The 23,129-nt window shown below is 69.2% G+C and carries 19 protein-coding genes and 2 pseudogenes; 12 read left to right on the plus strand and 9 right to left on the minus strand.

Annotated elements, in window-relative coordinates:
• The first annotated feature begins 11 nt into the window (after positions 1-11).
• Entirely contained in the window at positions 12-1,115 is a 1,104-nt protein-coding gene (locus IF11_RS0115940; RefSeq protein ID WP_051745966.1) for an asparaginase, read from the plus strand.
• A gap of 103 nt (positions 1,116-1,218) precedes the next feature.
• Positions 1,219-2,643, plus strand: coding sequence for an aspartate ammonia-lyase (gene aspA / locus IF11_RS0115945; RefSeq protein WP_030352256.1), 1,425 nt, complete (start codon positions 1,219-1,221; stop codon positions 2,641-2,643).
• A 69-nt stretch (positions 2,644-2,712) separates the two neighbouring features.
• Here the strand turns inward: aspA and IF11_RS0115950 are convergent, their stop codons facing one another.
• A complete protein-coding gene (locus IF11_RS0115950; protein WP_030352257.1) occupies positions 2,713-3,327 on the minus strand; it encodes an ArsR/SmtB family transcription factor in 615 nt (204 codons plus the stop codon).
• 143 nt (positions 3,328-3,470) lie between these two features.
• Here IF11_RS0115950 and IF11_RS0115955 point away from each other — a divergent pair, with 143 nt between their 5' ends.
• Together IF11_RS0115955 and IF11_RS0115960 are read left to right on the plus strand one after the other, a co-directional pair.
• Positions 3,471-3,728: a hypothetical protein gene (locus tag IF11_RS0115955; RefSeq protein WP_030352258.1), complete on the plus strand. Its 258-nt coding sequence runs from the start codon at positions 3,471-3,473 to the stop codon at positions 3,726-3,728.
• A gap of 177 nt (positions 3,729-3,905) precedes the next feature.
• Positions 3,906-4,778: a S1 family peptidase gene (locus IF11_RS0115960; protein ID WP_030352259.1), complete on the plus strand. Its 873-nt coding sequence runs from the start codon at positions 3,906-3,908 to the stop codon at positions 4,776-4,778.
• Positions 4,779-4,862: 84 nt separating this feature from the next.
• On the opposite strand, the gene IF11_RS0115965 is transcribed toward IF11_RS0115960, so the two are convergent.
• Positions 4,863-5,684, minus strand: a complete 822-nt coding sequence (locus IF11_RS0115965; protein WP_051745967.1) for a hypothetical protein — start codon at positions 5,682-5,684, stop codon at positions 4,863-4,865.
• A gap of 142 nt (positions 5,685-5,826) precedes the next feature.
• Between IF11_RS0115965 and IF11_RS0115970 the strand changes: the two genes are divergently transcribed.
• On the plus strand, positions 5,827-6,645 hold the full coding sequence (locus IF11_RS0115970) for a helix-turn-helix transcriptional regulator (RefSeq protein WP_030352261.1): 819 nt from the start codon (positions 5,827-5,829) through the stop codon (positions 6,643-6,645).
• A gap of 54 nt (positions 6,646-6,699) precedes the next feature.
• On the plus strand, positions 6,700-7,563 hold the full coding sequence (locus tag IF11_RS0115975) for an SMP-30/gluconolactonase/LRE family protein (protein ID WP_030352262.1): 864 nt from the start codon (positions 6,700-6,702) through the stop codon (positions 7,561-7,563).
• 328 nt (positions 7,564-7,891) lie between these two features.
• On the opposite strand, the gene IF11_RS0115980 is transcribed toward IF11_RS0115975, so the two are convergent.
• Positions 7,892-8,914 (minus strand): glycoside hydrolase family 113 protein, encoded by a 1,023-nt coding sequence (locus IF11_RS0115980; RefSeq protein WP_030352263.1) that lies wholly within the window; start codon positions 8,912-8,914, stop codon positions 7,892-7,894.
• 118 nt (positions 8,915-9,032) lie between these two features.
• On the opposite strand from IF11_RS0115980, the gene IF11_RS0115985 reads away from it, so the two are divergent.
• Both IF11_RS0115985 and IF11_RS38940 read left to right on the plus strand, forming a co-directional pair.
• Entirely contained in the window at positions 9,033-9,653 is a 621-nt protein-coding gene (locus IF11_RS0115985; protein ID WP_030352264.1) for a TetR/AcrR family transcriptional regulator, read from the plus strand.
• A gap of 57 nt (positions 9,654-9,710) precedes the next feature.
• Positions 9,711-9,869: pseudogene (locus tag IF11_RS38940) on the plus strand (transposase); the annotation flags it as partial.
• 82 nt (positions 9,870-9,951) lie between these two features.
• Here IF11_RS38940 and IF11_RS0115990 read toward each other — a convergent pair.
• Positions 9,952-10,458, minus strand: a complete 507-nt coding sequence (locus IF11_RS0115990) for a DUF6624 domain-containing protein (protein ID WP_030352265.1) — start codon at positions 10,456-10,458, stop codon at positions 9,952-9,954.
• A gap of 123 nt (positions 10,459-10,581) precedes the next feature.
• Positions 10,582-10,695: pseudogene (locus tag IF11_RS42100) on the minus strand (IS5/IS1182 family transposase); the annotation flags it as partial.
• 86 nt (positions 10,696-10,781) lie between these two features.
• On the opposite strand from IF11_RS42100, the gene IF11_RS0115995 reads away from it, so the two are divergent.
• Together IF11_RS0115995 and IF11_RS0116000 are read left to right on the plus strand one after the other, a co-directional pair.
• Positions 10,782-11,141, plus strand: a complete 360-nt coding sequence (locus IF11_RS0115995) for an ArsR/SmtB family transcription factor (protein WP_030352266.1) — start codon at positions 10,782-10,784, stop codon at positions 11,139-11,141.
• Between the two features lie 239 nt (positions 11,142-11,380).
• A complete protein-coding gene (locus IF11_RS0116000; RefSeq protein WP_037727853.1) occupies positions 11,381-12,745 on the plus strand; it encodes an MFS transporter in 1,365 nt (454 codons plus the stop codon).
• Positions 12,746-12,787: 42 nt separating this feature from the next.
• On the opposite strand, the gene pspAB is transcribed toward IF11_RS0116000, so the two are convergent.
• From pspAB to IF11_RS0116020, 4 genes are all read right to left on the minus strand, one after another.
• Positions 12,788-13,372, minus strand: coding sequence for a PspA-associated protein PspAB (pspAB, locus tag IF11_RS0116005; protein ID WP_030352268.1), 585 nt, complete (start codon positions 13,370-13,372; stop codon positions 12,788-12,790).
• Between the two features lie 118 nt (positions 13,373-13,490).
• On the minus strand, positions 13,491-14,396 hold the full coding sequence (gene htpX / locus IF11_RS0116010) for a zinc metalloprotease HtpX (RefSeq protein ID WP_030352269.1): 906 nt from the start codon (positions 14,394-14,396) through the stop codon (positions 13,491-13,493).
• A gap of 166 nt (positions 14,397-14,562) precedes the next feature.
• The gene (locus tag IF11_RS0116015) at positions 14,563-16,305 is read right to left on the minus strand and encodes a glycoside hydrolase family 6 protein (protein WP_030352270.1); all 1,743 of its coding nucleotides are present in this window, start codon (positions 16,303-16,305) and stop codon (positions 14,563-14,565) included.
• Entirely contained in the window at positions 16,302-17,807 is a 1,506-nt protein-coding gene (locus IF11_RS0116020; RefSeq protein ID WP_030352271.1) for a cellulase family glycosylhydrolase, read from the minus strand. The genes IF11_RS0116015 and IF11_RS0116020 overlap by 4 nt, the downstream gene beginning before the upstream one ends.
• A gap of 260 nt (positions 17,808-18,067) precedes the next feature.
• On the opposite strand from IF11_RS0116020, the gene IF11_RS0116025 reads away from it, so the two are divergent.
• Together IF11_RS0116025 and IF11_RS0116030 are read left to right on the plus strand one after the other, a co-directional pair.
• On the plus strand, positions 18,068-21,070 hold the full coding sequence (locus tag IF11_RS0116025; protein WP_078490714.1) for a glycoside hydrolase family 48 protein: 3,003 nt from the start codon (positions 18,068-18,070) through the stop codon (positions 21,068-21,070).
• A 412-nt stretch (positions 21,071-21,482) separates the two neighbouring features.
• Positions 21,483-23,039, plus strand: coding sequence for a M4 family metallopeptidase (locus IF11_RS0116030; protein ID WP_078490722.1), 1,557 nt, complete (start codon positions 21,483-21,485; stop codon positions 23,037-23,039).
• Positions 23,040-23,129 lie beyond the last annotated feature (90 nt).

Consider the following 23,129-nt stretch of genomic DNA (forward strand, 5'->3'; position numbering starts at 1 on the left):
GAGAGCTGAGCATGAGCCACACCACTCCAGCGGGTGTCAACCCGCCACGTCCCACCCAAGGAGAGCCCCCGGCCGTCCGCGAGCCGGCGCATGTCCCCGTCGCGCATGTCGTACGGGGAGGCGTCATCGAGGGCGTCCACCATGGCTCGGTCGTCGTCCTCGCGGCGGACGGGAGTGTGGAGTTCAGGGCGGGCGACATCGAGGCCGCGTTCTACCCGCGCTCGGCGCTCAAGCCCGTCCAGGCCGTCGGGCTGCTGCGGGCCGGACTGCCGCCGCTCGACAGCGAGTCGCTGGCCCTCACCGCGGCCAGCCACTCCGGCGAGGAACGTCATCTGGCCACGGCCCGCCGCATCCTGGACGCCGCCGGGCTGACCGAGGGCGATCTGCGGAATGTGCCCGATCTGCCGTACGACCCGGCGGTGCGGGACGAGTGGATCCGCGCCGGCCGCGGCCCGAGCCGGCTCGCCCAGAACTGCTCGGGCAAGCACGCCGCCATGCTGATGACGGCCAGGGCTAGGGGCTGGTCGCTGGAGAACTACCTCGACCCCGGGCATCCGCTCCAGGGGGAGATCGCCTCGACCGTCGAGGAGCTGACCGGACAGGGCATCGCGCGGGTGACGGTCGACGGCTGCGGCGCGCCGCTCTTCGCCGTATCCCTGCACGGTCTCACCCGGGCCGTGGCCCGGATCGCGACGGCCGCGCCCGGGACCGACGAGGGCCGGGTCGCGCATGCCATGCGCGAGCACCCGGAGATGGTCTCCGGCAGTGGCCGTGATGTGGCCCGGCTGATGCGCGCGGTCCCGGGACTGCTCGCCAAGGACGGGTTCGAGGGCGTACAGATCGCGGCGCTGCCGGACGGGCGGGCCGTCGGCGTGAAGATAGCCGACGGCGCCGACCGCGCCAGGATGCCGGTGGCAGCGGCGGCCCTCGCGAGGTGCGGGATCGCCCCGGAGATCCTGGCCGGATTCGACCGTACGCCGGTCATCGGGGGCGGACAGGAGGTCGGAACCCTGCGTGCGGCGGGCGCGCTGGCCCCCTTCTTCGCCCCTTCGGCCGGTTCGGTTCAGCCCGCTTCGTCCGCGCAGGGCGAGCCAGGCGCCTCGTCCGTCGCGTAACTCCGTTCCACCGCTTCGCCGTTCCGCTGTCCCGCCTTGCTCCGTCCGCCGTCCCGTCGCCACGGGACACCCACCCTCAGCTCTCTCACGAAGGACCCGTGACATGACCGCAGGCCACCGCCGCGAACACGATCTGCTGGGCGACCGCGACATACCCGCCGACGTGTACTGGGGAGTCCACACCCTGCGCGCCTCGGAGAACTTCCCCATCACCGGTACGCCGATCTCCGCCTACCCCCATCTGATCAACGCGCTCGCGGCCGTCAAGGAAGCCGCGGCCCGCGCCAACCAGGATCTCGGGCTGCTCACCGCCGAGAAGGCCGACGCCATCTCCGCCGCCTGCCGGGAGATCAGGGAAGAGCGCCTGCTGCACGACCAGTTCGTCGTGGACGTGATCCAGGGTGGCGCCGGTACATCGACCAATATGAACGCCAACGAGGTCATCGCCAACCGGGCGCTGGAGATCCTCGGCCACACCAAGGGCGACTACCGCGAGCTGCATCCGAACGAGGACGTCAACCTCAGCCAGTCGACGAACGACGTCTACCCGACCGCCGTCAATGTCGCCACGATCATCGCCGTACGGGAACTGCTCGACGCGATGACGATCCTGCGCGAGGCGTTCGCGGCCAAGGCCGAGGAGTTCCGCGAGATCCTCAAGATGGGCCGGACCCAGCTCCAGGACGCGGTGCCGATGACCCTGGGCCAGGAGTTCTCCGCGTACGCGGTGATGCTGGAGGAGGACGAGTGCCGGCTGGCCGAGGCCGTCTGCCTCGTCCATGAGATCAACCTCGGCGCGACCGCCATCGGCACCGGTCTCAACGCCCCGGCGGGTTACGCGGAGGCCGCCCGCCGCCATCTCGCCGCCATCACCGGACTGCCCCTGGTCACCGCGGCCAATCTCGTCGAGGCCACTCAGGACTGCGGCGCCTTCGTCCATCTCTCGGGCGTGCTCAAGCGCATCGCGGTCAAGCTCTCCAAGAGCTGCAACGATCTGCGGCTGCTCTCCTCGGGACCGCGCGCGGGCTTCGCGGAGATCAATCTGCCGCCGGTGCAGGCGGGTTCCAGCATCATGCCGGGCAAGGTCAACCCGGTGATCCCGGAGGTCGTCAACCAGGTCGCCTTCGAGGTGATCGGCAACGACGTCACCATCACCATGGCGGCGGAGGCGGGGCAGCTCCAGCTCAACGCCTTCGAACCGATCATCCTGCACTCCCTCTCGGAGAGCATCACCCATCTGCGGGCCGCCTGTGTCACGCTCGCCGAGCGCTGCGTGTCCGGTATCACCGCCAATAAGGAGACCCTGCGCGCGAGCGTGGAGAACTCCATCGGGCTCGTCACCGCGCTCAATCCGCATATCGGCTACCTCGCCGCGACCGAGATCGCCAAGGAAGCCCTCGCGTCCGGGCGCGGTGTCGCCGAACTGGTCCTGGAACGCGGGCTGCTGCCGGCCGACCGGCTCATGGCCCTGCTGCGCCCGGAGGTGATCGCGGGTACGGGTACGGCTACGGGCACGGGTGCGGCCTGATACGGAGCCGCGCTCATGCCCCGGCCGCGCCCAGGGCCCCGGCTGCCCACGCCCCGGACGCGCCCCCGCTCACCGCGAGCCGTGCTCCCTGCGGGGGAACGACTGGAGCTGTACGACGACCGGGAGCGCGTCCAGGGCGGGCTCGGCGTCCGGCGCGGGGGTGTGGCGGGCGATGACGGCCGCCAGTTCCTCGTTGAGGGCCCGCAACTGGTCCGGTGTCATCCGCAGATCACGCCAGTCCGAGACGGTGCCGACCTTCCGCCACCCGTCCTCCCACTCCTCGGAGAGCCAGTCCATGACGCGGTTGAAGTACTGCCGCATCAGCTCCTGGGTGTAGACCGACATCGCACCGCGAGCGTCGGGATCGTCGTGGAAATCATTGACGTTGAGCTCGTTCGTGACATCGACCCTGCGCCACCACCGCTCCCGCTTCGTGCCGCGTCCCGTCTCCTCCTCGATGAAGCCGTGCTCGGCGAGATGGCGCAGATGCCAGCTGATGGTGCCGGTGTTCTCGCCGAGGCGTTCGGCGAGCAGGGTGGCGGTGGCGGGGCCGTCGAGACTCAGCGCTTCGAAGATGCTCATCCGCAAGGGGTGGGCCAGCCCCCGCAGGCTGCGCGCGTCGAGGCGCCGGGTGGGCTTGGCGGCGGGCGGTGCGGCGCGCTCCGGCGTGGGTTCGTCGGTCATACCGGAATCGTAGGGTGCGCTTCCGCGAGAGCCGCTTCCGCGAGAGCCGCGCCCGTGCTGCCCGCCCGTGCAGCCCGCCCGCGGTGTCCCTCCGCCGGTGGAGGAACGCGTGTCCTCTGTCGCCTCCACGCGTTACACCGATCATGAACGCGTATCGATTTCTCACCGCCGCCGCGGCAGGCTCCGCGCTGCTCGCCGCCGTCGCCCCCGCCGCCCAGGCGGTCGAATTCGGCTCCACCCTCAGCAGCACGGCGCAGACCGCGGCGGCCCTGGGCACCAAGGCCGAGCCTGTCGTGGAAGGCGTCCTCGGGGACAAGGTCGACAAGAAGGTGGGTGCCGTGAAGGGCGCGGTGAAGGCCGGGGCCGACGCGGTGAAGGCCGGGAACGATCTGATCAGCTGAAGGAATTGACGGTGGGGGCGGTGCCGGCCGGCACCGCCCCCACCGTCATGTCAGGGGCCGGAATCCCGGGGGTCCGTGAGAGGGGGTCCGGCCGAGGCATGGTTGCCCGCTGCCACACATGCGTCAACAATGCCCATGACAAAACCGAAGGAACTTCGGTCACAGAGGGGACCCCACATGAGAAAGCCTCTCCTCGGCGCGCTGCTCGCCGTTCTGCTCCTCGGAGCGGGAGCGGCACCCGCCATGGCCACAAGCCATGACGCGGGCGCGCCCACGAAGACCGCCGGGACCGCGGCTACCGCCCAAGCCAAGGTCCAGGCAGTCGACTTCGCAGGAACGGTCGCGCTGAGCAACTGTTCCGGCTCCGTTGTCCGTACGCCCGCCTCGCAACCGAGCGACCCCGCTCTCGTACTGTCCAACGGCCACTGCCTGGAGACCGGTATGCCCGCCGCCGGCCAGGTCATCGTGGACAGGGCGTCCACCCGTACCTTCAGCCTGCTGAACTCCTCGGGCACCGGTGTCGCGACCCTGCGCGCCAGCAAGATCGCGTACGCGACGATGACCGACACCGATGTCTCGCTGTACCAACTCACCAGCACCTACGCGCAGATACAGAGCGCGTACGGGATATCGGCGCTGGAACTCAACGCCACCCGCCCGGTCCAGGGCACCGCGATCAAGGTCGTCTCCGGCTACTGGAAGCGGATCTACAGCTGCAACATCGATGGATTCGCCTACCAGTTGAAGGAAGGGAGCTGGACCTGGAAGGACTCGGTCCGCTACACCTCCGCGTGCAACACGATCGGCGGCACCTCGGGCTCGCCCGTCATCGACAACACCACGGGCAAGGTCGTCGCCGTCAACAACACCGGCAATGAGAGCGGCGGGCGCTGCACGGTCAACAATCCGTGCGAGGTGGACGAGAACGGCACGGTGACCGTACGCCAGGGCATCAACTACGCCCAGGAGACGTACGGGATCGTGGCGTGCGTCGGCACCGGCAGCAAGATCGACCTGACCCGTACCGGCTGCACCCTGCCCAAGCCGTAAGGACCGCGGACCGCGTGCACGGCGGTGGCGCCGCCGGGGGACCGGCGGCGCTGTCGGCACGCGGCGTGCCCCACACCGGTCAGCTCATGGCCGCCCGCCGGGCTCGCCGACGACCACCGTTGTCCGTGGCAGGACGACCTGCCCCGTGACGAATGAACTCCACAGTCCGATCCGCACCTTCTCGCCGGGCTTGGCCGATGTCTCGGCGAAGCTGACCGGCCGGCCGCCGGCCTGCCGGGTGGCGCCCCACTCCAGCTCGAAGCGCCTGGTCCCGGCCCGCTCCTGGGGAGGGATGGCGCTCGGCGGCAGGATCTCGTCAAGTGCCCAGAGATAGCCACGCTGTTGATAGGGGCGGGTGACGCGTTCCCAGGTGAGTTCCAGGACCGTACGCGACGCCGGGATGACAACCAGCGCGCCGCGCGAACCGTTCGCGTACCGGGTGTTGAAGGCGAGGACCTCCGCCGTGCCCTCGGGGTACACATGGCTGGTGCCCCGCCCTACCCGCGAGCCCACGGGGCAGGCCGTCACGCCCTTCTCCTCGATGACCGAGCGGGCGCAGACGGGGAAGGACTCGGGCCGGAAGCGGATCGAGTCGTCGAAGAGGAAGACGAAGCGGCGGGCACCGGCCGGGGCGCCGCCCGTCTCGGAGCGGCTCGTACGGTCGAAGGCGACCCGTACACCGCGCGCCGTGGCACCGTCCGGGGTGACCGTCGCGGCGAGCGCGTCGATGTTCCGGGGCCCGGGGACGTCCGGCTCGTACGGCCGCTGCGGTCCGCCGGGCGCGGGGTCGGGCGGCGGGCCGTACGCCGCCGCGCCCGCGGGGGCCGTCAACGCCCCGAGCAGCAGCGCCGCCGCGGCGACTACCGGCGTCGCGAGACGTCCGTGCCTGGTGGATTCGCGCGTCATGCGTCTCTCCGTCCGTCCGTGGGCCCTTGGGCCCGGTCACCTCCTCATGCTCACCCGGCGGGCCGTCCCGTCGGTGTGCTCCACCCTGCCTGGGGTCTGACGTACCCAGGAACCACGAGCCCCAGGACGGACAATGAACTCCATGAGGAAACAAGGAGAGTTGGGGGATTTCCTGCGCTCGCGCCGAGCGAGGATCCGGCCCGAGGACGTCGGCTTCGCCTCCGGATCAGGACAGCGCAGGGTGCCCGGTCTGCGCCGGGAGGAGCTGGCGCATCTGGCGGGTGTGAGCGTCGACTACTACATACGGCTGGAGCAGGGCCGCAACCACAGCGTCTCCGACGCGGTACTCGGAGCCGTGGCGGACGCGCTCCGGCTGGACCAGGACGAACGGGACCATCTCTTCCGGCTGGCCCGCCCCCGCAAAGCGGTCACCGGAACCCCCGGCGGCGACGGGCCGCGCCCGGAGATCCAGCGGCTGCTGGACTGGATCAGCGCTCCCGCGCTCGTCATGGGACGCCGGATGGATGTCCTGGCCTGGAACCGGCCGGTGTGCGGACTCATCACCGACTTCGGCCGACTGCCCGCGCCTGAGCGCAATCTGACGCGGCTTCATCTGCTCGACCCGACGATCGGCAGACGCTATCCCGATCGCGACATGATCGCCCGCGAGGCCGTGGGGCAGCTGCGGATCGCGGCCGGCGTCTTCCCCGACGATCCCGAGCTGTGGGAGCTGGTCGATGAACTCAAGGCCGGGAGCGCGGAGTTCCGGCACCACTGGGCCCGGCACACGGTGCGGACCAAGGCGTACGGGCTCAAGCGCATCGATCATCCCGAACTCGGCTCGCTCACCCTCTCGTACGAGATCACCCGCTTCCCGCAGGACACGGAGCTGAGCCTGCTCGTCTATACGGCGGCTCCGGGGACGCCGGAGGAGAAGGCGCTGCGAAGTCTGGCCGCCTAGCATGCGTGTGATCGCGATCGAAGGTTTCGGAAGGCCGAGACGAGAGGGGCCGCCATGCGTGCCGAGCAGTGGACCGGGGTCGTCACCCATCATGGCGAGGGCCCCGGCTGGGATCCCGGCGCCGGGCGGCTGAGGATCGTCGACCTGCTGGCCGGAGACCTCCTCACCTTCGACACCGAAGCGAACGGCGGCGGCGCGTACGAGCGGTGGCATCTCGGCGAGGTCGCGGCGGCCTGGCGGCCCCGGCGCTCCGGCGGTGTGGTCGCGGCCGTCGAGCGGGGCTTCGTGCTGGTGGCCGAGGACGGCACGGTCACGCCCGGCAAGGAGCTGTGGACCGACCCCACGGTCCGGATGAACGACGGGGCCTGCGATCCGGCCGGCAACTTCTACTGCGGTTCCATGGCGTACGACACCCGCCCCGGTGCCGGTTCCGTGCACCGCCTCACCCCCGACGGCGCCACCTCGGTCGTCCACACCGGGGTCACCATCTCCAACGGCCTCGCGTGGGCCCCGGACGGTGACTTCGCCTACTACGTAGACACCCCCACCCAGACCATCGCCCGGATCACAACCGACCCCTCGACCGGACGCTTCTCCACCCCCGAGCCCTGGGTCACCATCGACCCGGCCGACGGCTCCCCCGACGGCCTCACCGTGGATGCCGAAGGGGGAGTGTGGGTCGCCCTGTGGGGCGGCTCCGCCGTCCGTCGCTACGCCGCCGACGGCACCCTGGACGAGGTGGTCGAGGTCAACGCCCGCCAGGTCAGCGCCTGTTCGTTCGGCGGTGACGGCTATCGCAGGCTCTTCATCACCACCTCGCGCCAGGACCTCGCGGACGGCGACGACCCGGCGGCGGGCGCCGTGTTCACCATCGCACCGGGGATCGCCGGACTCGCCCCGCTGCCGTACGCCGGATAGCGACGCGGCCGTCCGGCGTCTTCGAGCAGACCGGCCACGAGCACGGCGGACTCCTCGGGCGAGGCGTTACGTATCCCCAGCGCCTCGGCCTCGGTCCGCTTGGATCCGGCCTTCTCACCGGCGACCAGGAGTGTGGTGCGCTTGGTTCCGCGACGATCAGCGGAGCCTTCTCCGTGCCGATCCCGTCAACCTGCTGGATCTCCTCGGCGCCAGCTGCCCCGGACCCCGGGCGCGGCTCGGCCGGACAGGGCCTAGCACCCGGGCCAGCGGCTGCCGCTTCGCTCCCCGGCGGCGATGCGGGATCTCTCCGTGGCCGTTTCAGCGCCGTTCAGTCGCGGTAGTAGTCGGCGACCGCGGTGAACGCGGCTTTGGGTTCCCACGGCATGTCGGGGTAGGTGGCGCCGGGGTGGTCTTCGAGGACCTTGACGATGCCGTAGCTGGCCAGGTCCAAGTCGTCGCAGGGGTCGCCGTGGGGGCGGTGCGGGAAGTCGTAGAGAGCGAAGGTGAAGACGAAGGCGCTGTCGATACCTCCGGCGTCGAACGCTTCCAGCAGTTCACGCAGATAGGCGGCCTGACCGACTTCGTCACGGGCGTGCTTCCCGTCGAGTCGCAGCGGTGCGCGGGTGTCGCCGTCGTATTCGACGATCTCCAGGCCGCGAGCACCCTGGTCGGCGGCGCCCTGGTAGCCGGCCGCGCCGAACTCGGTGATGGCCACCGGCTTGCCCTGCGCGACGAGGTGCTGGATGCCTGCCGCGAACTGGTCGGCGATCTCGGCCGACCGGTAGAGGTCCATGGACATGAAGTCGAACGGGGCCCAGTCGACGTTCTCCAGCGGAACGGCGGCGTAGGTGACCTTGCCGCCGAAGCGTTCGCGGACCACTGTCACGGCCTTGGCCAAGAACTCGTTGACCCGGGCGCCGGCCTCGCCGATGCACTCGCGCACCCGCTCGGGGCGGCTCAGGAGCGCGACGCGGTCGTCGGTGCTGTCGCCGGGCAGGAATCCCTTGTTCATCAGGCTCAATTCGGCGCCGGTGACGAACACGATGTCGGCTCCACGTTGCCTGAGCCGCTCTGCGCGCTCTGCGCAGTCGGCGAAGAGGGACAGCATTTCGCCGGTGGTCAGTTCGAGCGGGTAGGGGGAGAACCAGACCTCAAGCCCGAGGTCGGCGGCGTATCCCGCGGCGAGTTCGATCCGGTCCGGGTCCCCGCCCATGACGCGGACCGCGGTGCAGTGCAGGTCATCGCGGATGATCGTCAGCTCGCGCCGCACCACCTCCGCGTCGAATCGCTCACGGCCGAGGCGGCCGTTGTAGACGAATCCGGTGTCGTAGCTGATGCCTTTGGCGTGCATGTGTCGCCTCCTCTTCGATCGAGAAGATTTACGGTACTGAACGTACCCTAATTGCTGTGGATCGATGCAGGCGGTCAAGATAGGAAGGTACGCAGAGTGCCGATAGCGAGTAGGGGTCATGCCGGAGAGGCCGAGGGGTTCGTCGGATGCCGGGCAGACGCGGCGACGCGGAGCCGCCCTGGAGGATGCGATCCTGCGCGCGGCGGCGGACGAACTCACTGAGGCCGGATTTTCGAGGTTGACCATGGACAAGGTCGCCACCCGTGCCGGCACCAACAAGAACGCCCTCTACCGCCGCTGGCCCAACCGCCTCACCCTCGCCATCGCCGCCTACCGGCGGCTTGCCACGACGGTCCAGCCGCCCGATACCGGCAGCCTGCGAAGCGACGTCCTGGAGTGGCTACGCCGGGCGAACCGCTACTGGAGCTCCCCCCAAGGCGCGATCCTGCGCGAACTGCTTGCCGCCGCCGGCGGTGCCACGGAACTCCTGGCGCAACTCCAGGAACAGTCCGGCGATGCGGCGGCCGCCCCCTGGTTGACGATCCTTGGGCGCGCGATCGCACGCGGCGAAGCCTCCCCCGAAGCACTCCACCCCAGGGTCGCCACCATCGCCATGACCCTGCTGCGCAACGAATTCGTCGTGCGCGGGGCCCCCAGCGCCCCCGACGAGGTCCTCATCGAGATCGTCGACGAGGTGTACCTGCCACTGGTGCGCGGCCGAAGTGCACCGCCAGCCTGAAGACATCCGGCCTGAAGACATCACCGGCGCATCTCAGCCATGCGATGATCTCGGCCCATGGCGCGAGGGGATCTGACGGACGAGCGATGGGCGGCGCTGGAGCCGCTGTTGCCCACGGACAAAGAGCCCGGACGGCCGCCGACCTGGACCCGGCGGCAGCTGATCGACGGCATACGCTTCCGGGTCCGGACCGGCATTCCGTGGCGGAACATGCCCAGGGCCTGTCCGGCGGATCATTGCCCCGGGGCAGGTGAGCCCCCGGGCAAATGATCCGCAGGATGCGGCTGAGAACGGGTCGTCAGGCCATCGCGAACTTGGCAACGTATTCATCGAAGGGCTCGATGCCTACTTCCGCACGGAGTTCGTCCATGCGCTCGGGCTCTTCACAGGGCCACGGAACCGGTGACCCGTCCTTCACGCCAGCGATCTGAGTGCCGTAGACCTGCTTACGGCCCTCATTGACCAGCGTCCGGTCGCGCAGAAAGGCCAGCTCGCGCGGGCCGGCCGACCCTTCCGAAACCGCCTGCCGCATCAGCTGCAGGGCCCGTCGCTGAACGTCGAGCTGCCGGTCGGCGTGCTGGGCGATCAGCCACGCCGCGCGTGCGGCCTCCTCGCCGACCAGTTCTGCCGTCGGCCAGCCGTACTCATTCATGATCTCGCTGAGCCGGTCACCGTGCCGTGCGGTCAGCCGGCGCCACGCCAACTGCTCGGCCGGGTCATCGCTGTTCGCGCGGATTGAGGACCGGTGATCGGCCGCGGCCATGTCGGCCAGTTCCGTCGCCAGCGCGGCAATGTCGTGCGCCATTCTCGACTCCCAGGTCAGGTAGGTGCGTTGTGCTTGTTTCCCGCAACCCTAAAGGCGCATATCGGTCTTAAAGATCATTCCGTAGAACGGTGACAGGCACCTCCACGCACCGGGATAATGGATCTACCCCCGGAGCCAAAGCCGGATCGCCGTGCTGGTCACGGTGCCGTGGAAGACATAGGCGCGCTTGTCGTATTGCGAAGCCACCGCTCGGAAAACCTTGAGGGCATTGATCGTCCCCCCCCGCGCTTTATCTCGGAGACGGTCCGAGCATCGCGCGCAGTGGCGGGGGTTTCCCAGGTGCGGATGCCTAAGATGTGTTCATGTCCGGACGCAAAGAATCGTCAACAGCGAGTGATGTGCATCAGCACACGCCCAGCGTCCGCGAGCTTGCGGCAGCAGCGTCGGTGTTCTCGCTGCTCGCCGACCCCACCCGACTGCATCTGGTGTGGCTGCTCACCCGGGGTGAGTCCGATGTGACCGCACTGGCGGCCGCATGCGGCGCGGCGCGGCCCGCGGTGAGCCAGCATCTGGCCAAGTTGCGGCTGGCGGAGCTGGTGCAGGCGCGCAAGGACGGCCGCCATGTCGTCTACGCGCTCACGGACGGACACCTGCGTCGCCTGGTCGTTGAAGCGATCAGTCACGCGAACCACCAGGTCACCGGGGAACCCTGGCACGACTGATTCCCTACGGTCGGGTACGGCCTCGTGGACCTCGCTGTGCTGTTCGGCGACCGTGCGGACCATCTCGAAGTCCAGCCAGGTTGCGGATGCCGCCGCGCGAGCGCGAACTGTAGCCATGTCTGACCAGCGTCGGCACGCTCTCTCTCCCGGCCGGATCCGACTCCAATGCGTGCATGAATGCGCACACGTGCACTAGATTGGTTGAGCGTATTCCGCCCGCCGACCAAGGAGCACGTCGCATGCTCGTTGTGCTGCGCAACCGCACTTATCGGCATCTCTTCACGGCCCAGGTCATCGCGCTCGTCGGAACCGGACTCGCTACGGTGGCCCTGAGCCTGCTCGCCTATGACATGGCCGGCTCGAACGCCTCCGCCGTTCTGGGTACGGCTCTGGCGATCAAAATGGTCGCGTACGTGGGCGTCGCCCCGGCCGTCGGCGCGTTCGCCGACCGGATACCGCGGCGCGCGCTGCTGGTGTCGATGGACCTGATCCGCGCCGGTGTCGCGCTCTCGCTCCCCTTCGTCTCCCAGGTATGGCAGGTCTATGTCCTGGTCTTCCTGCTGCAATGTGCCTCGGCGGCCTTCACCCCGGCGTTCCAGGCGACGATTCCGGAAGTCCTTCCCGAGGAGCGCGACTACACCCGCGCGCTGTCGCTCTCGCGGCTGGCGTACGACCTTGAGAGCCTGTTCAGCCCGGCGCTGGCCGCCGGCTTGCTCACCCTGATCTCCTACAACTGGCTGTTCGTGGGCACCACGGTGGGCTTTGTGGCCTCGGGCGCACTGGTGGTCTCGGTGCTGCTGCCGCGGCCCGCCCCCGTCGAACGCGGTGGTGGCGTGTACGCGAAGGCATCCTTCGGTACGCGGCTGTTCCTGGCCACCCCCAGGCTCCGTGCCCTGCTGGCGCTGGACCTGGCGGTCGCGGCCGGCGGGGCCATGGTCACCGTCAACACGGTGGTGCTGGTGCGCGACAACCTGGACCGGACCGTCGGCGACGTCTCGTTGGCGCTGGGCGCCTACGGAGCCGGATCCATGGTCGCCGCGCTGTCGCTGCCGCGAGTACTTGATCGCGTCAATGACCGCACGGTGATGCTGCCCGCGAGCTTCGCCCTGACCGGTGTGCTGACCGCCCTTGCCCTCGGCACAGCCGTCACACCCGGCCCCTGGGCCTGGCCGGCCCTGCTCACCGCGTGGGCGGTGCTCGGCGCCGCATCCTCCATGGTCCTCACCCCTGGCGGACGACTCCTGAGACGCTCCGCCACGACCGCTGACCTCCCGGCCGCATTTGCCGCGCAGTTCTCCCTCTCTCACAGTTGCTGGCTGCTCACCTACCCGCTCGCCGGCTGGCTGGCGGCAAAGGCGGGCATGTCTGTGGCGACTGCCGCACTGGCCGCCGTCGCACTCGCCGCCGCCGTCACCGCACTGGCCATCTGGCCGCGTCAGGACCCCGGCCATCTCGACCACCTGCATGACGAACTCCCCGCCGAGCATCCGCATGTACGGGACGCGATCCGCGTCCGTGACGGTTGGTGGCATGGCCACGACTACCGTATCGACACCCTGCACAGCCACTGGCCCACGCCCCGGCGATCCTCCGAGCGGGGCTGACCGCCTGGTCCAGTGGTGGGCGGCAGGAGCCCGATGGTCCGCTCAGAGCCCCGGCGCACCCCAGACGGGGAACCAGCGCGCGAGATCCGGCTCGATCCGCAGATCGTCCCCGAGCACCGCTCTGACCTGGAGTTCCCGCTGATTGTCGCGCTTCTCGGCGGTGCCGGGCAGGGGCGCGAAGGGGTAGAAGCTGCCGCGCTTGTAGAGATAGACGAGAGCGAGCGGCCGCTGTTCGGTGTCCCGGAAACTGAGCAGTGAGCAGAGCAGCTGCGGGCCGAAGCCGCCGTCCTGGAGCAGGGTGTTGACCGCGTGCAGATCGTTGACCAGGGTGGCCGTGTCGTCCGGCGCCCGTCGCGCGAGCAGCCAGGTGTAGCCGTACGAGTCCTGGCTGAACTCCACCGGGCGGCTGTCCTGGCCGGTGTCCGCGTCGAGCAGTTCCTGTACGTCCTGCCTGATCCGGGCGAAGCCGCCGCCCTCGACGCCCGCGAAACAGACCGAGCCGAGGCCGGTGGGGGTGTATCCGGCCCCGGCCTGGAGGGTGAGCGCGGCGGACGGGAGGGCGAAGAGCTGGTCGAGATTGGGGATGACCGGTTTGCTCCGGCCGAGGATGACGTCGAGAAGGCCCACAGGACCAGCTCCTCACAGTGACGATCGGACACAGTGACGATCGGGCGGGATCACGCGGTCACGGGATCACGCGGTCACGGGCGCGGTCACGGGATCACGCGGTCACCGGACCAGGTGCTCACGGACGGGCGAGTTCCGCGGAGATACGGGCGAGCTGGTCCAGCCGCTGTTCCAGCGTCGGGTGCGAGGCGAGCAGCTGCCCCAGGCTCTCCCGCGAGGCGAACGCGGGCACGAAGTAGAAGGCGTTGTACGGCTCCGCCTTCCGCAGGTCCTCCGTCGGGATCCGCGCCATCTGGCCGCTCACCTTGGTCAGCGCCGAGGCGAGCGCCGAGGGCCGGCCGGTGAGCAGCGCGGCCGTACGGTCGGCGGAGAGCTCGCGGTACCGGGAGAGCAGCCGGGTCAGCAGGAAGCCGATCGCGTACACCACCGCGCTGACCAGCGGAATCAGCATGATCGCGATCCCGGCGGGGCCGGCGTTCCTGGCGCTCCTGGACAGCCCGCTGTAGAGCGCCATCCGGGTGATCAGACCCGCGAGCACGCCCAGGAACGAGGCGATGGTCATCACGGCGACATCGCGGTGCGCGACATGCGACATCTCATGGGCGAGGACGCCCTCCAGCTCTTCCGGCTCCAGTCTGCGGAGCAGACCGGTCGTGGCACAGACCAGCGCGCTGCGTTCACTCCGGCCGGTGGCGAAGGCGTTCGGTATGTCACTCTGTGCGATCGCGACCTTGGGTTTGGGCATATCGGCCAGCGCGCAGATCCGGTCGACGGCGCCGTGCAGCGCGGGAGCCTGCTCGGGGGTGACCTCGCGCGCGCCCATCCCGAAGGCCGCGATCTTGTCGCTGAACCAGAACTGCGCGATGAACAGCCCTCCGACGAGGATCAGGATGACCGGCCAGAACTTCCCCAGCACGGCCAGCAGCACACCGACCAGGACCACATAGAGCAGGCCGATCAGGAACATGGTGGTCACCATGCGGGTGGTCAGACCGCGGTCCTGGGTGTAGCGGGTCTGTGTCATCGCTCGCCTCCATTAGTTCTGTCTTCTGTCATTTTCCTCCTTTCCCGGCGAAACGGAATAAGTGGAATATATGGAAGGCGTGGGACCGGCTCCCCGTAGGGCTTCCGCCGGTCCCACGCCTGGCTCCCGCCGCCGCTCGCTTCAGGAGCTACGGCGGCCACAACAGCTACAGCGCCGGGTTCGCGTTCTTCAGCAGCTCCTGGAACTGCGCGGAGAACCAGTCACCGGACAGTGGAGCGTTCGGCAGCGCGCCGGACATGTGGTTGTTGTTCCGGGGGTTGCCGGTGTACGTCGGGTCGCACATCCGGTCGAAGCCCTTGCCCTGGTTGTTCGGGATCTCCTTGCTCGAACCGTCCGACTCGCCCGGGGGCTTCATCCACACGTACGCGTCGATCCCGGCGGCGGGCGCCGCCTTCGGCCGCTCGCCCAGTCCGGCTCCGGACTGGTTGCACCAGTTCCCCAGGTGGATCCGGCGGTCGTAGCGCCCGCCGTCCACATAGGTGTCCACACTGGTCTGCGGGCCGGGCCCGGCGGGCCTGGCCGAGCCGCCCCAGCCGTTGCGGGAGGTGTCGATCAGCATGCCGATGCCCGACGGGAAGCCGACGCCCACCAGCTCCTGCCGGAACGCCTGGGCGAACGACTGCTCGTCGACGTAGCGGTTCCAGTCCACCCATTTCGACTCGCGGACCGACTTGCCGGCGACGTTGTCGTTGATGGTGAAGTTGTTCTCCTTGAGCGCGCCGTAATTGGCGGTGTTGACGATGAAGCCGTGCACCTTGTCGACCGTGCTGCCCTCGGCGGTCGCGGCCTGCTTGAAGACCTGTGCCGAGGCGTTGAAGTTGTCGTCCCAGCCGATCCAGCCGTGGTGGCCCGCGTCGACATAGTTGTAGACGTTGGGGATGGCGCCGAGGTGGTTGAGTGCGTAACCGACGCCCTTGATGTAGTTGCCGTTCGCCTTCATCACATCGCACTGCGGGGTGACGGTCGGCCGGGGCGTGACATTGGTGACCAGGTTGGGCAGCGAGTCGATCTCGACGGTCGTCACGATCCGCAGACCGGCGTACTTGCTGTCGGCGAGTATGGCGGCGATCGGATCGATGTACTCGCTCTGATAGCGGCCGATCTCCGTCGGGCCCAGCTCTCCGTTGGAGGCGAGCGCGGCGCAGTCACGGCCCGGCAGGTTGTAGATCACGAGCTGGACGACGAACGGCCTGCCCGCGGCCTGCCGCAGCGCCTCGTCGAGGTGGTCGCGCAGCCCCATGCCCGTGCCGACGCCCTCGATGGCCGCGATCCGGTCCAGCCACACACCGGTCGGCTGGTTGGAGACCCTGCTGCCACCGGGCTCGGCGGCGGCCTTCGCGGACCACTCCGGGTTCACGTACACCCCGGCGTTCGCGTACGGGTTGTCGACCTTGGCGCCGGCGGGCGGATCGGTGGGCGGGTCGGTCGGCGGATCCGTGGGACCGCCGCCACCCGGGGAGTTACAGGTGACACCGTTGAGCTTGAAGGCGGCCGGAACCGCGTTGGAACCGGTGACCGAGGCGTTGAAGCCGAAGGACGCCGAGGAGCCGGTCGTCAGCGCGCCGTTGTACGACACATTGGCGGCGGAGACGGCCGTACCGCTCTGGGTGATCGTGGAGTTCCAGCCCTGCGTCACCTTCTGGTCGCCGGCGAAGCTCCACTCCAGCTTCCAGGAGCTGATCGCGTCGCCGGTGTTGGTCACGCTGACATCGGCCGTGAAGCCGCCGTTCCAGGCGGTCTGGATCCGGTAGTCGACGGTGCAGCCGGCCGCGGCGGCGCCGGTGGGCGCGTCCAGCGCGGTCGCGGTGCCGGCCGCGGCGGCGACCAGCGCGAACGCGGCGAGCGCCGCGCCTCGTGCACGTCGCGGAGGGGTGGGGGTGCGGCTCATGAGAGTCCCTTCAGATGGTCACGGAGTCCTGCGCCGAAGTTGGTGGGCGTGCCGTTGTAGTCGCTGATCAGAGCGGGCCCCGAGGAGCAGTCCCAGGTGTTCCAGGTCCACCCGAGATACGAGGCGCCATGGCTGTCGAGCCAGGCCATGACCCGGTCGATATAGCCGTGCGAGCAGGTGTTCTCGCCGATCTCGCCTGCCACGAAGGGCACTTGGGCGGCCACCGGCGCGAGCTGTTCGTTCCAGCAGCTCTCGCTCGCGCAGACGTTGAAGTTGTACGTGTGCCAGGCGGCGGCCAGATTGCCCGCCGGGTCGGCGGGCCGGTACTTCAGCCACTGCCGCATGTCGTTGGAGTAGGCGATGCCGGGGATCAGCACCAGGTTCCGGGCACCGGTGGCCCGTACCGCGTTCACCAGCGACTGCATTCCGGCCACCTCGAAATCGATCCCCGGACAGCTGCCGCCGTCGCGCCAGCAGGTCCAGGCCGCGTCGAGATTGCTGGTGGCCCGGTCCGGGAACGGCTCGTTGAAGAGGTCGAAGACCACCGCCGGGTCGTCCTTGAAGGTCTGCGCGACCGAGGTCCAGAAGGCCGGTGTGTACCGCGCGTTCGGCATCGGCTTCTGACAGGTCGCGTACTCGGTGTCCGGGCAGTGGTTGTCGTTGCCCGTGTACTTGCCGTGGGTCCAGTGCAGTTCGACGACCGGCGTGATGCCGTGCGCCTCCAGCCTGGTCACGAACTGCTTGACCGCCGCGATGTAGTTCGCGCCGGCGTACTCCGGCTTCACATGCGAGAGGCCGAGCCAGCACTCCTCGTTGAGCGGTACCCGTACGGTGTTGACCTTCCAGTCCGCGATGGCCCGCACCGACGCGTCGTCCACCGGACCGTCGAAGATGCCATAGCCCTGGATGCACGCGAACTCGCCGCCGGAGCGGTTGACCCCGAGCATGCGGCGGGTCGCGCCGTTCTCGTCGACCAGTCTGTTGCCCGAGGCGCGCAGCTTCGGTGGAGCGCCGCCCGGTCCCGGCGGATCGGTCGGCGGATCCGTGGGGGGATCCGTCGGCGGGTCGGAGGGATCGCCCCCTCCCGGACCGCCTTCGCACGCCACGCCGTTGAGCCTGAACGCGGTGGGCGCCGGGTTGGACCCGGACCAGGAGGCGATGAACCCGGCGCTGAGCGAGCCGCCGTTGGCGATCTTCCCGTTCCAGCTCTCGTTGACGGCGGTCACGGTCTTCCCGGACTGCGACCATTTCCCGTTCCAGCCCTGGGTCACCTTCTGGTCCCCGGGGAAGTCGAAGGCGAGTGTCCAGTTCTCGACCGGTGACCCGTTGTTGGTGAGCGTGACAGCGCCCTGGAAGCCACTGTCCCACTGGCTGGTGGTGCTGTAGGCGACGGTGCAGCCGGCCGCGGTTCCCGACGTGGTCAGCTGCGGTGCGAGAGCGGTGCCCGCCACGGCCAGGGCCGCGGCGGCCAGCAGTGCGGTGAGGCGCGGTGGTGCTCGCATGGAGCGACTCCTCGATGGCCGATACGCCGCCTGACACGGCGTATGACTGATGGAAGCGCTCCCACTGGTTGGCTTCCGACGGTAGCGCCGAAGTCGCATGAGTCAACAGTCCAGTTGAATTCTTTTATCGGTCAACTCGCCCGGACGTGCGTCGTGTTCAAACTCTTGACAGGTCCACGGTCCCGCTCAACGCTTGGGAGCGCTCCCACTGGTTCGCACCCCCCACACCACCCGCACCGGACCGCGAGGAGGACCACCCCATGCTCGGCTTGCGAGGTTCACCACCAGGGGCACCACCGCCACCCGGAAGATCCAGTCGGCAGCATGGAGTCCGGCCGCGTGGAGTCCGGCCACGTACGATCCGACCGCGCGGCATCCGGCGGCTGCTCACCGCGCTGGCCGCGGCCCTTTCCCTGCCGCTCGGTCTGACCGCGGTCAACAGCACCCCCGCTCACGCCGCGGCCGTCCAGTGCGGCGTCGACTACAAGACCAATGACTGGGGCTCCGGCTTCACGGCCGACCTCACGATCACCAATCGTGGTACGGACCCCATTGACGGCTGGACGCTCAGCTACGACTACGCGGGCAACCAGAAGCTCACCAACGGCTGGAACGGCACCTGGAGCCAGGCCGGCAGGACCGTCACCGTCAAGAACGCCGCGCACAACGCGAAGATCGCGCCCGGAGCCGCGGCGACCGCCGGCGCCAACTTCGACTACAGCGGCGCCAACGCCGCGCCCACCGTCTTCGCCGTCAACGGCGTGAGCTGTACGGGCGCGCATCAGCCGCCCCTCGCCGTACTGACCAGCCCGGCGCCCGGCGCCGTGATCACCGCGGGTGGCACCATCCCGATGGCCGCCACCGCTGTCGCCGCCGACGGCGCCGGGATCTCCAAGGTCGAGTTCTACAGCGACACCCAGCTGCTCGGCACCGACACCACCTCGCCGTACACCTTCGACTACGCGAACGTCCCCGCGGGCGATCTCTCGCTCTACGCGAAGGCGTACGACGGCCAGGGCGCCGCGGCGGAGTCCACCCCGGTCGGGGTACGGGTCACCGCCGGCCCGTCGCTGGTCGCGAGCCCCGCCCAACTCGGAGTACAGCAGGGCAGGACCGGCACCTTCGGGGTGAAGCTCTCCACCCGTCCCGCCGCCGATGTGACGGTCACCGTGGCCCGTACCGCGGGCAACACCGGCCTCACCGTCACCTCCGGCTCCACCCTCACCTTCACCGGCGCCAACTGGAGCACCGCCCAGCAGGTGACCGTCTCCGCCGCGGCCACCGGCACCGGCGCCGCCACCTTCACCGCGACCGCGCCCGGCCAGGCCAAGGCCGAGGTGACCGTCACCCAGCTGGCCGCGGCCGGCGCCTATGACGCCCGGTTCCTCGATCTGTACGGCAAGATCACCGACCCGGCCGCCGGTTACTTCTCGCCCGAGGGCATCCCGTACCACTCGGTGGAGACACTGATCGTCGAGGCGCCCGACCAGGGCCATGAGACGACCTCCGAGGCGTACAGCTATCTGATCTGGCTCCAGGCCATGTACGGCAAGGTCACCGGCGACTGGAGCAAGTTCAACGGCGCGTGGGCCACCATGGAGAAGTACATGATCCCCACCCACGCCGACCAGCCCACGAACAGCTTCTACAACGCGTCGAAACCGGCCACGTACGCCCCCGAGTGGGATCTGCCCTCGCAGTACCCCTCGCAGCTCAACACCAATGTCCCGGTCGGCAACGACCCCCTCGCGGGCGAGCTGAAGAGCGCCTACGGCACCGATGACATCTATGGCATGCACTGGATCCAGGACGTCGACAACGTCTACGGCTTCGGCAACTCGCCCGGGAAGTGCGAGGCGGGACCGGCCGACCAGGGGCCCTCGTACATCAACACCTTCCAGCGCGGACCGCAGGAATCCGTCTGGGAGACGGTGACCCAGCCGACCTGCGACTCCTTCAAGTACGGCGGCAAGAACGGCTATCTCGATCTGTTCACCGGGGATGCCGCCTACGCGAAGCAGTGGAAGTTCACCAACGCGCCGGACGCCGACGCCCGCGCCGTCCAGGCCGCCTACTGGGCCTCGGAATGGGCCAAGGAGCAGGGCAAGGGCGGCGAGGTCGCCGCCAATGTCGCCAAGGCGGCCAAGATGGGGGATTACCTCCGCTACGCGATGTACGACAAGTACTTCAAGAAGGTCGGCGACTGCGTGGGCGAGACGGCCTGCCCGGCGGGCAGCGGCAAGAACAGCTCGCACTATCTGCTCTCCTGGTACTACGCCTGGGGCGGCGCCACCGACGCCTCGGCCGGCTGGGCCTGGCGTATCGGCTCCAGTTTCAGCCACAGCGGCTACCAGAACCCGATGGCCGCCTGGGCGCTGAGTTCGTACGCCGATCTCAAGCCCAGGTCCGCCACCGGTCAGCAGGACTGGAACACCAGCCTCAAGCGGCAGTTGGAGTTCTACCGCTGGCTCCAGTCCTCGGAGGGCGGCATCGCGGGCGGCGCCACCAACAGCTGGCAGGGCCGGTACGCGCAGCCCCCGGCCGGCACCCCGACCTTCTACGGCATGTACTACGACGAGGCGCCCGTCTACCACGACCCGCCGTCCAACCAGTGGTTCGGCTTCCAGGCGTGGTCCATGGAGCGGGTCGCGGAGTACTACCACCAGACCGGCGACAGCGCCGCCAAGGCCGTGCTGGACAAGTGGGTCGCCTGGGCCCTGTCCAAGACCACCGTCAACCCCGACGGTACGTACCGGATCCCGTCGACCCTCCAGTGGTCCGGCAAGCCCGACACCTGGAACGCCACCACGCCCGGCGCCAACACCGGTCTGCATGTGACCGTCGCCGACTACACCAATGACGTCGGGGTGGCCGCCGCGTACGCCAAGACCCTCTCCTACTACGCGGCGAAGTCGGGCAACACGGCGGCCAGGACCACCGCGAAGGCGCTTCTCGACGGGATGTGGGACCACCACCGGGACGCGCTGGGGATCGCGGTTCCGGAGACCCGCGCCGACTACAGCCGTTTCGACGACCCGGTCTACGTGCCGAGCGGCTGGACCGGCACGATGCCCAACGGCGACGCGATCAACGGGAGTTCCACCTTCGCGTCGATCCGGTCCTTCTACGAGAGCGACCCGGCCTGGTCCAAGGTCGAGGCGTATCTGAACGGCGGGGCCGCGCCGAGCTTCACGTACCACCGCTTCTGGGCGCAGGCCGATATCGCGCTGGCCCTCGGCTCGTACGCCGATCTCTTCGAATAGCGGAGGCTTTTCGGGGCGTATGACCGATTGCTCACGGAGGGTCCCGGCCGTCGTCGGCGCGGGGCCCTCCCGCTGTCAAGTGCCGTATCAATGCGACCGATTGATGTCTGTATGCCGCAGTGAATTGACAACACAAGGTCAAATCCTGGTATCTGATCTGTTCTTACGAGTCCGATCGATGTCACTCTCTGGACGGCTCAGCGCGCGTAGATCACGCGGTGAGCCCCTGGCACTCGCACAGCTCAGCACCACCGGGCGGCGGTCCATCCATGGCCGCCGCTTCCCCACACAGGGCCGTTCCCGACGGCCCGGCATTCTTGGAGACTGAGTGAGACTCGTAGCTTCCACGCCCCGCACCCACACCCCCCGCAAGAACGTCGTCCGTGTCGCGGCCCTGGTCGCCTCCGCCGCCATGGTGGTCGTCGGCGTCCAGTCGGGACCGGCCGCCGCCCAGCCCGACCCCACCCGGGCGAGCGGCGCCACGGCTCTGGAGCTCAGCCCGGCCCAGCGCGTCGACGCCATCAAGTCCGCCCAGGCGGACGCCGCGAGCGAGGCCGGTGCTCTCGGCCTCGGCGCCCAGGAGAAGCTGGTCGTCCGCGATGTCATCAAGGACGCCGACGGCACCGTCCACACCCGCTACGAGCGGACCTACGCGGGCCTGCCCGTCCTCGGCGGCGACCTCGTCGTCCACGAGGCCCCGGCCGGCGCGCGCAGCGTGACCAAGGCGACCACGGCCCGAATAGCCGTGCCCTCCACCGACGCCGAACTCCCCGCGGCCACCGCCAAGTCGAGCGCACTGAAGGCCGCTTCGGCGGAGAAGACCGCCAAGGCGGCGGCGGACACCGCGCCCCGCAAGGTGATCTGGGCCGCCGACGGCAAGCCCGTGCTGGCCTGGGAGACCGTCGTCAAGGGCGTCCAGGCCGACGGCACCCCGAGCGAGCTGCACGTCATCACCGACGCGGCCACCGGCAAGCAGCTCTTCACCGACGAGGCCATCGAGGCCGGCACCGGTACGGGCAAGTACAACGGCTCGGTGACGCTCGGCACCACCAAGAGCGGCACCACGTACAACCTGACCGACGGCGGTCGCGGCGGCCACAAGACGTACGACCTGAACCAGGGCACCTCGGGCACCGGCACGCTCTTCACCGACGCCGACGACGTCTGGGGCGGCGGCAGGCAGAGCGCCGCCGTCGACGCCCACTACGGCGCGGCCGAGACCTGGGACTTCTTCAAGAACGTGCTGGGCCGCAACGGCATCAAGAACAACGGGGTCGCCTCCTACTCCCGCGTCCACTACGGCAACAACTACGTGAACGCGTTCTGGAGCGACAGCTGCTTCTGCATGACCTACGGCGACGGCTCCGGCAACGCCAACCCGCTCACCTCGCTCGACGTGGCCGCGCACGAGATGAGCCACGGCGTCACCGCCGCCACCGCCAACCTCACCTACAGCGGTGAGTCCGGCGGTCTCAACGAGGCGACCTCCGACATCTTCGCCACCGCGGTCGAGTTCTACTCCAACACCGCGAGCGACCCGGGCGACTACCTCATCGGCGAGAAGATCAACATCAACGGTGACGGCACGCCGCTGCGCTACCAGGACAAGCCGAGCAAGGACGGCGCTTCCAAGGACTACTGGGCGTCCAATCTGGGCAGCATCGACGTCCACTACTCCTCGGGCCCGGCCAACCACTTCTTCTACCTGCTGTCCGAGGGCAGCGGCGCGAAGACGATCAATGGCGTGAGCTACAACAGCCCCACGTACGACGGTTCGACGGTCACCGGCATCGGCCGCGACAAGGCCACGCAGATCTGGTACAAGGCGCTCACCACGTATATGACGTCCTCCACCAACTACGCGAAGGCGCGCACCGCGACGCTGAGCGCGGCGGGCGCCCTGTACGGCACGACCAGCGCCGAGTACAAGGCGGTCGGCGCCGCCTGGACCGCCATCAACGTCAAGTGATGCACGCGGTCGGTCACCGCGCTTGAGTCACAGCGCTTGATCCGACGGGGTACGGGCCCGCGCGCTCCACGCGCGGGCCCGTACCCCTCC

Source organism: Streptomyces scopuliridis RB72 (genome assembly GCF_000718095.1).
GTDB lineage: Bacteria > Actinomycetota > Actinomycetes > Streptomycetales > Streptomycetaceae > Streptomyces > Streptomyces scopuliridis.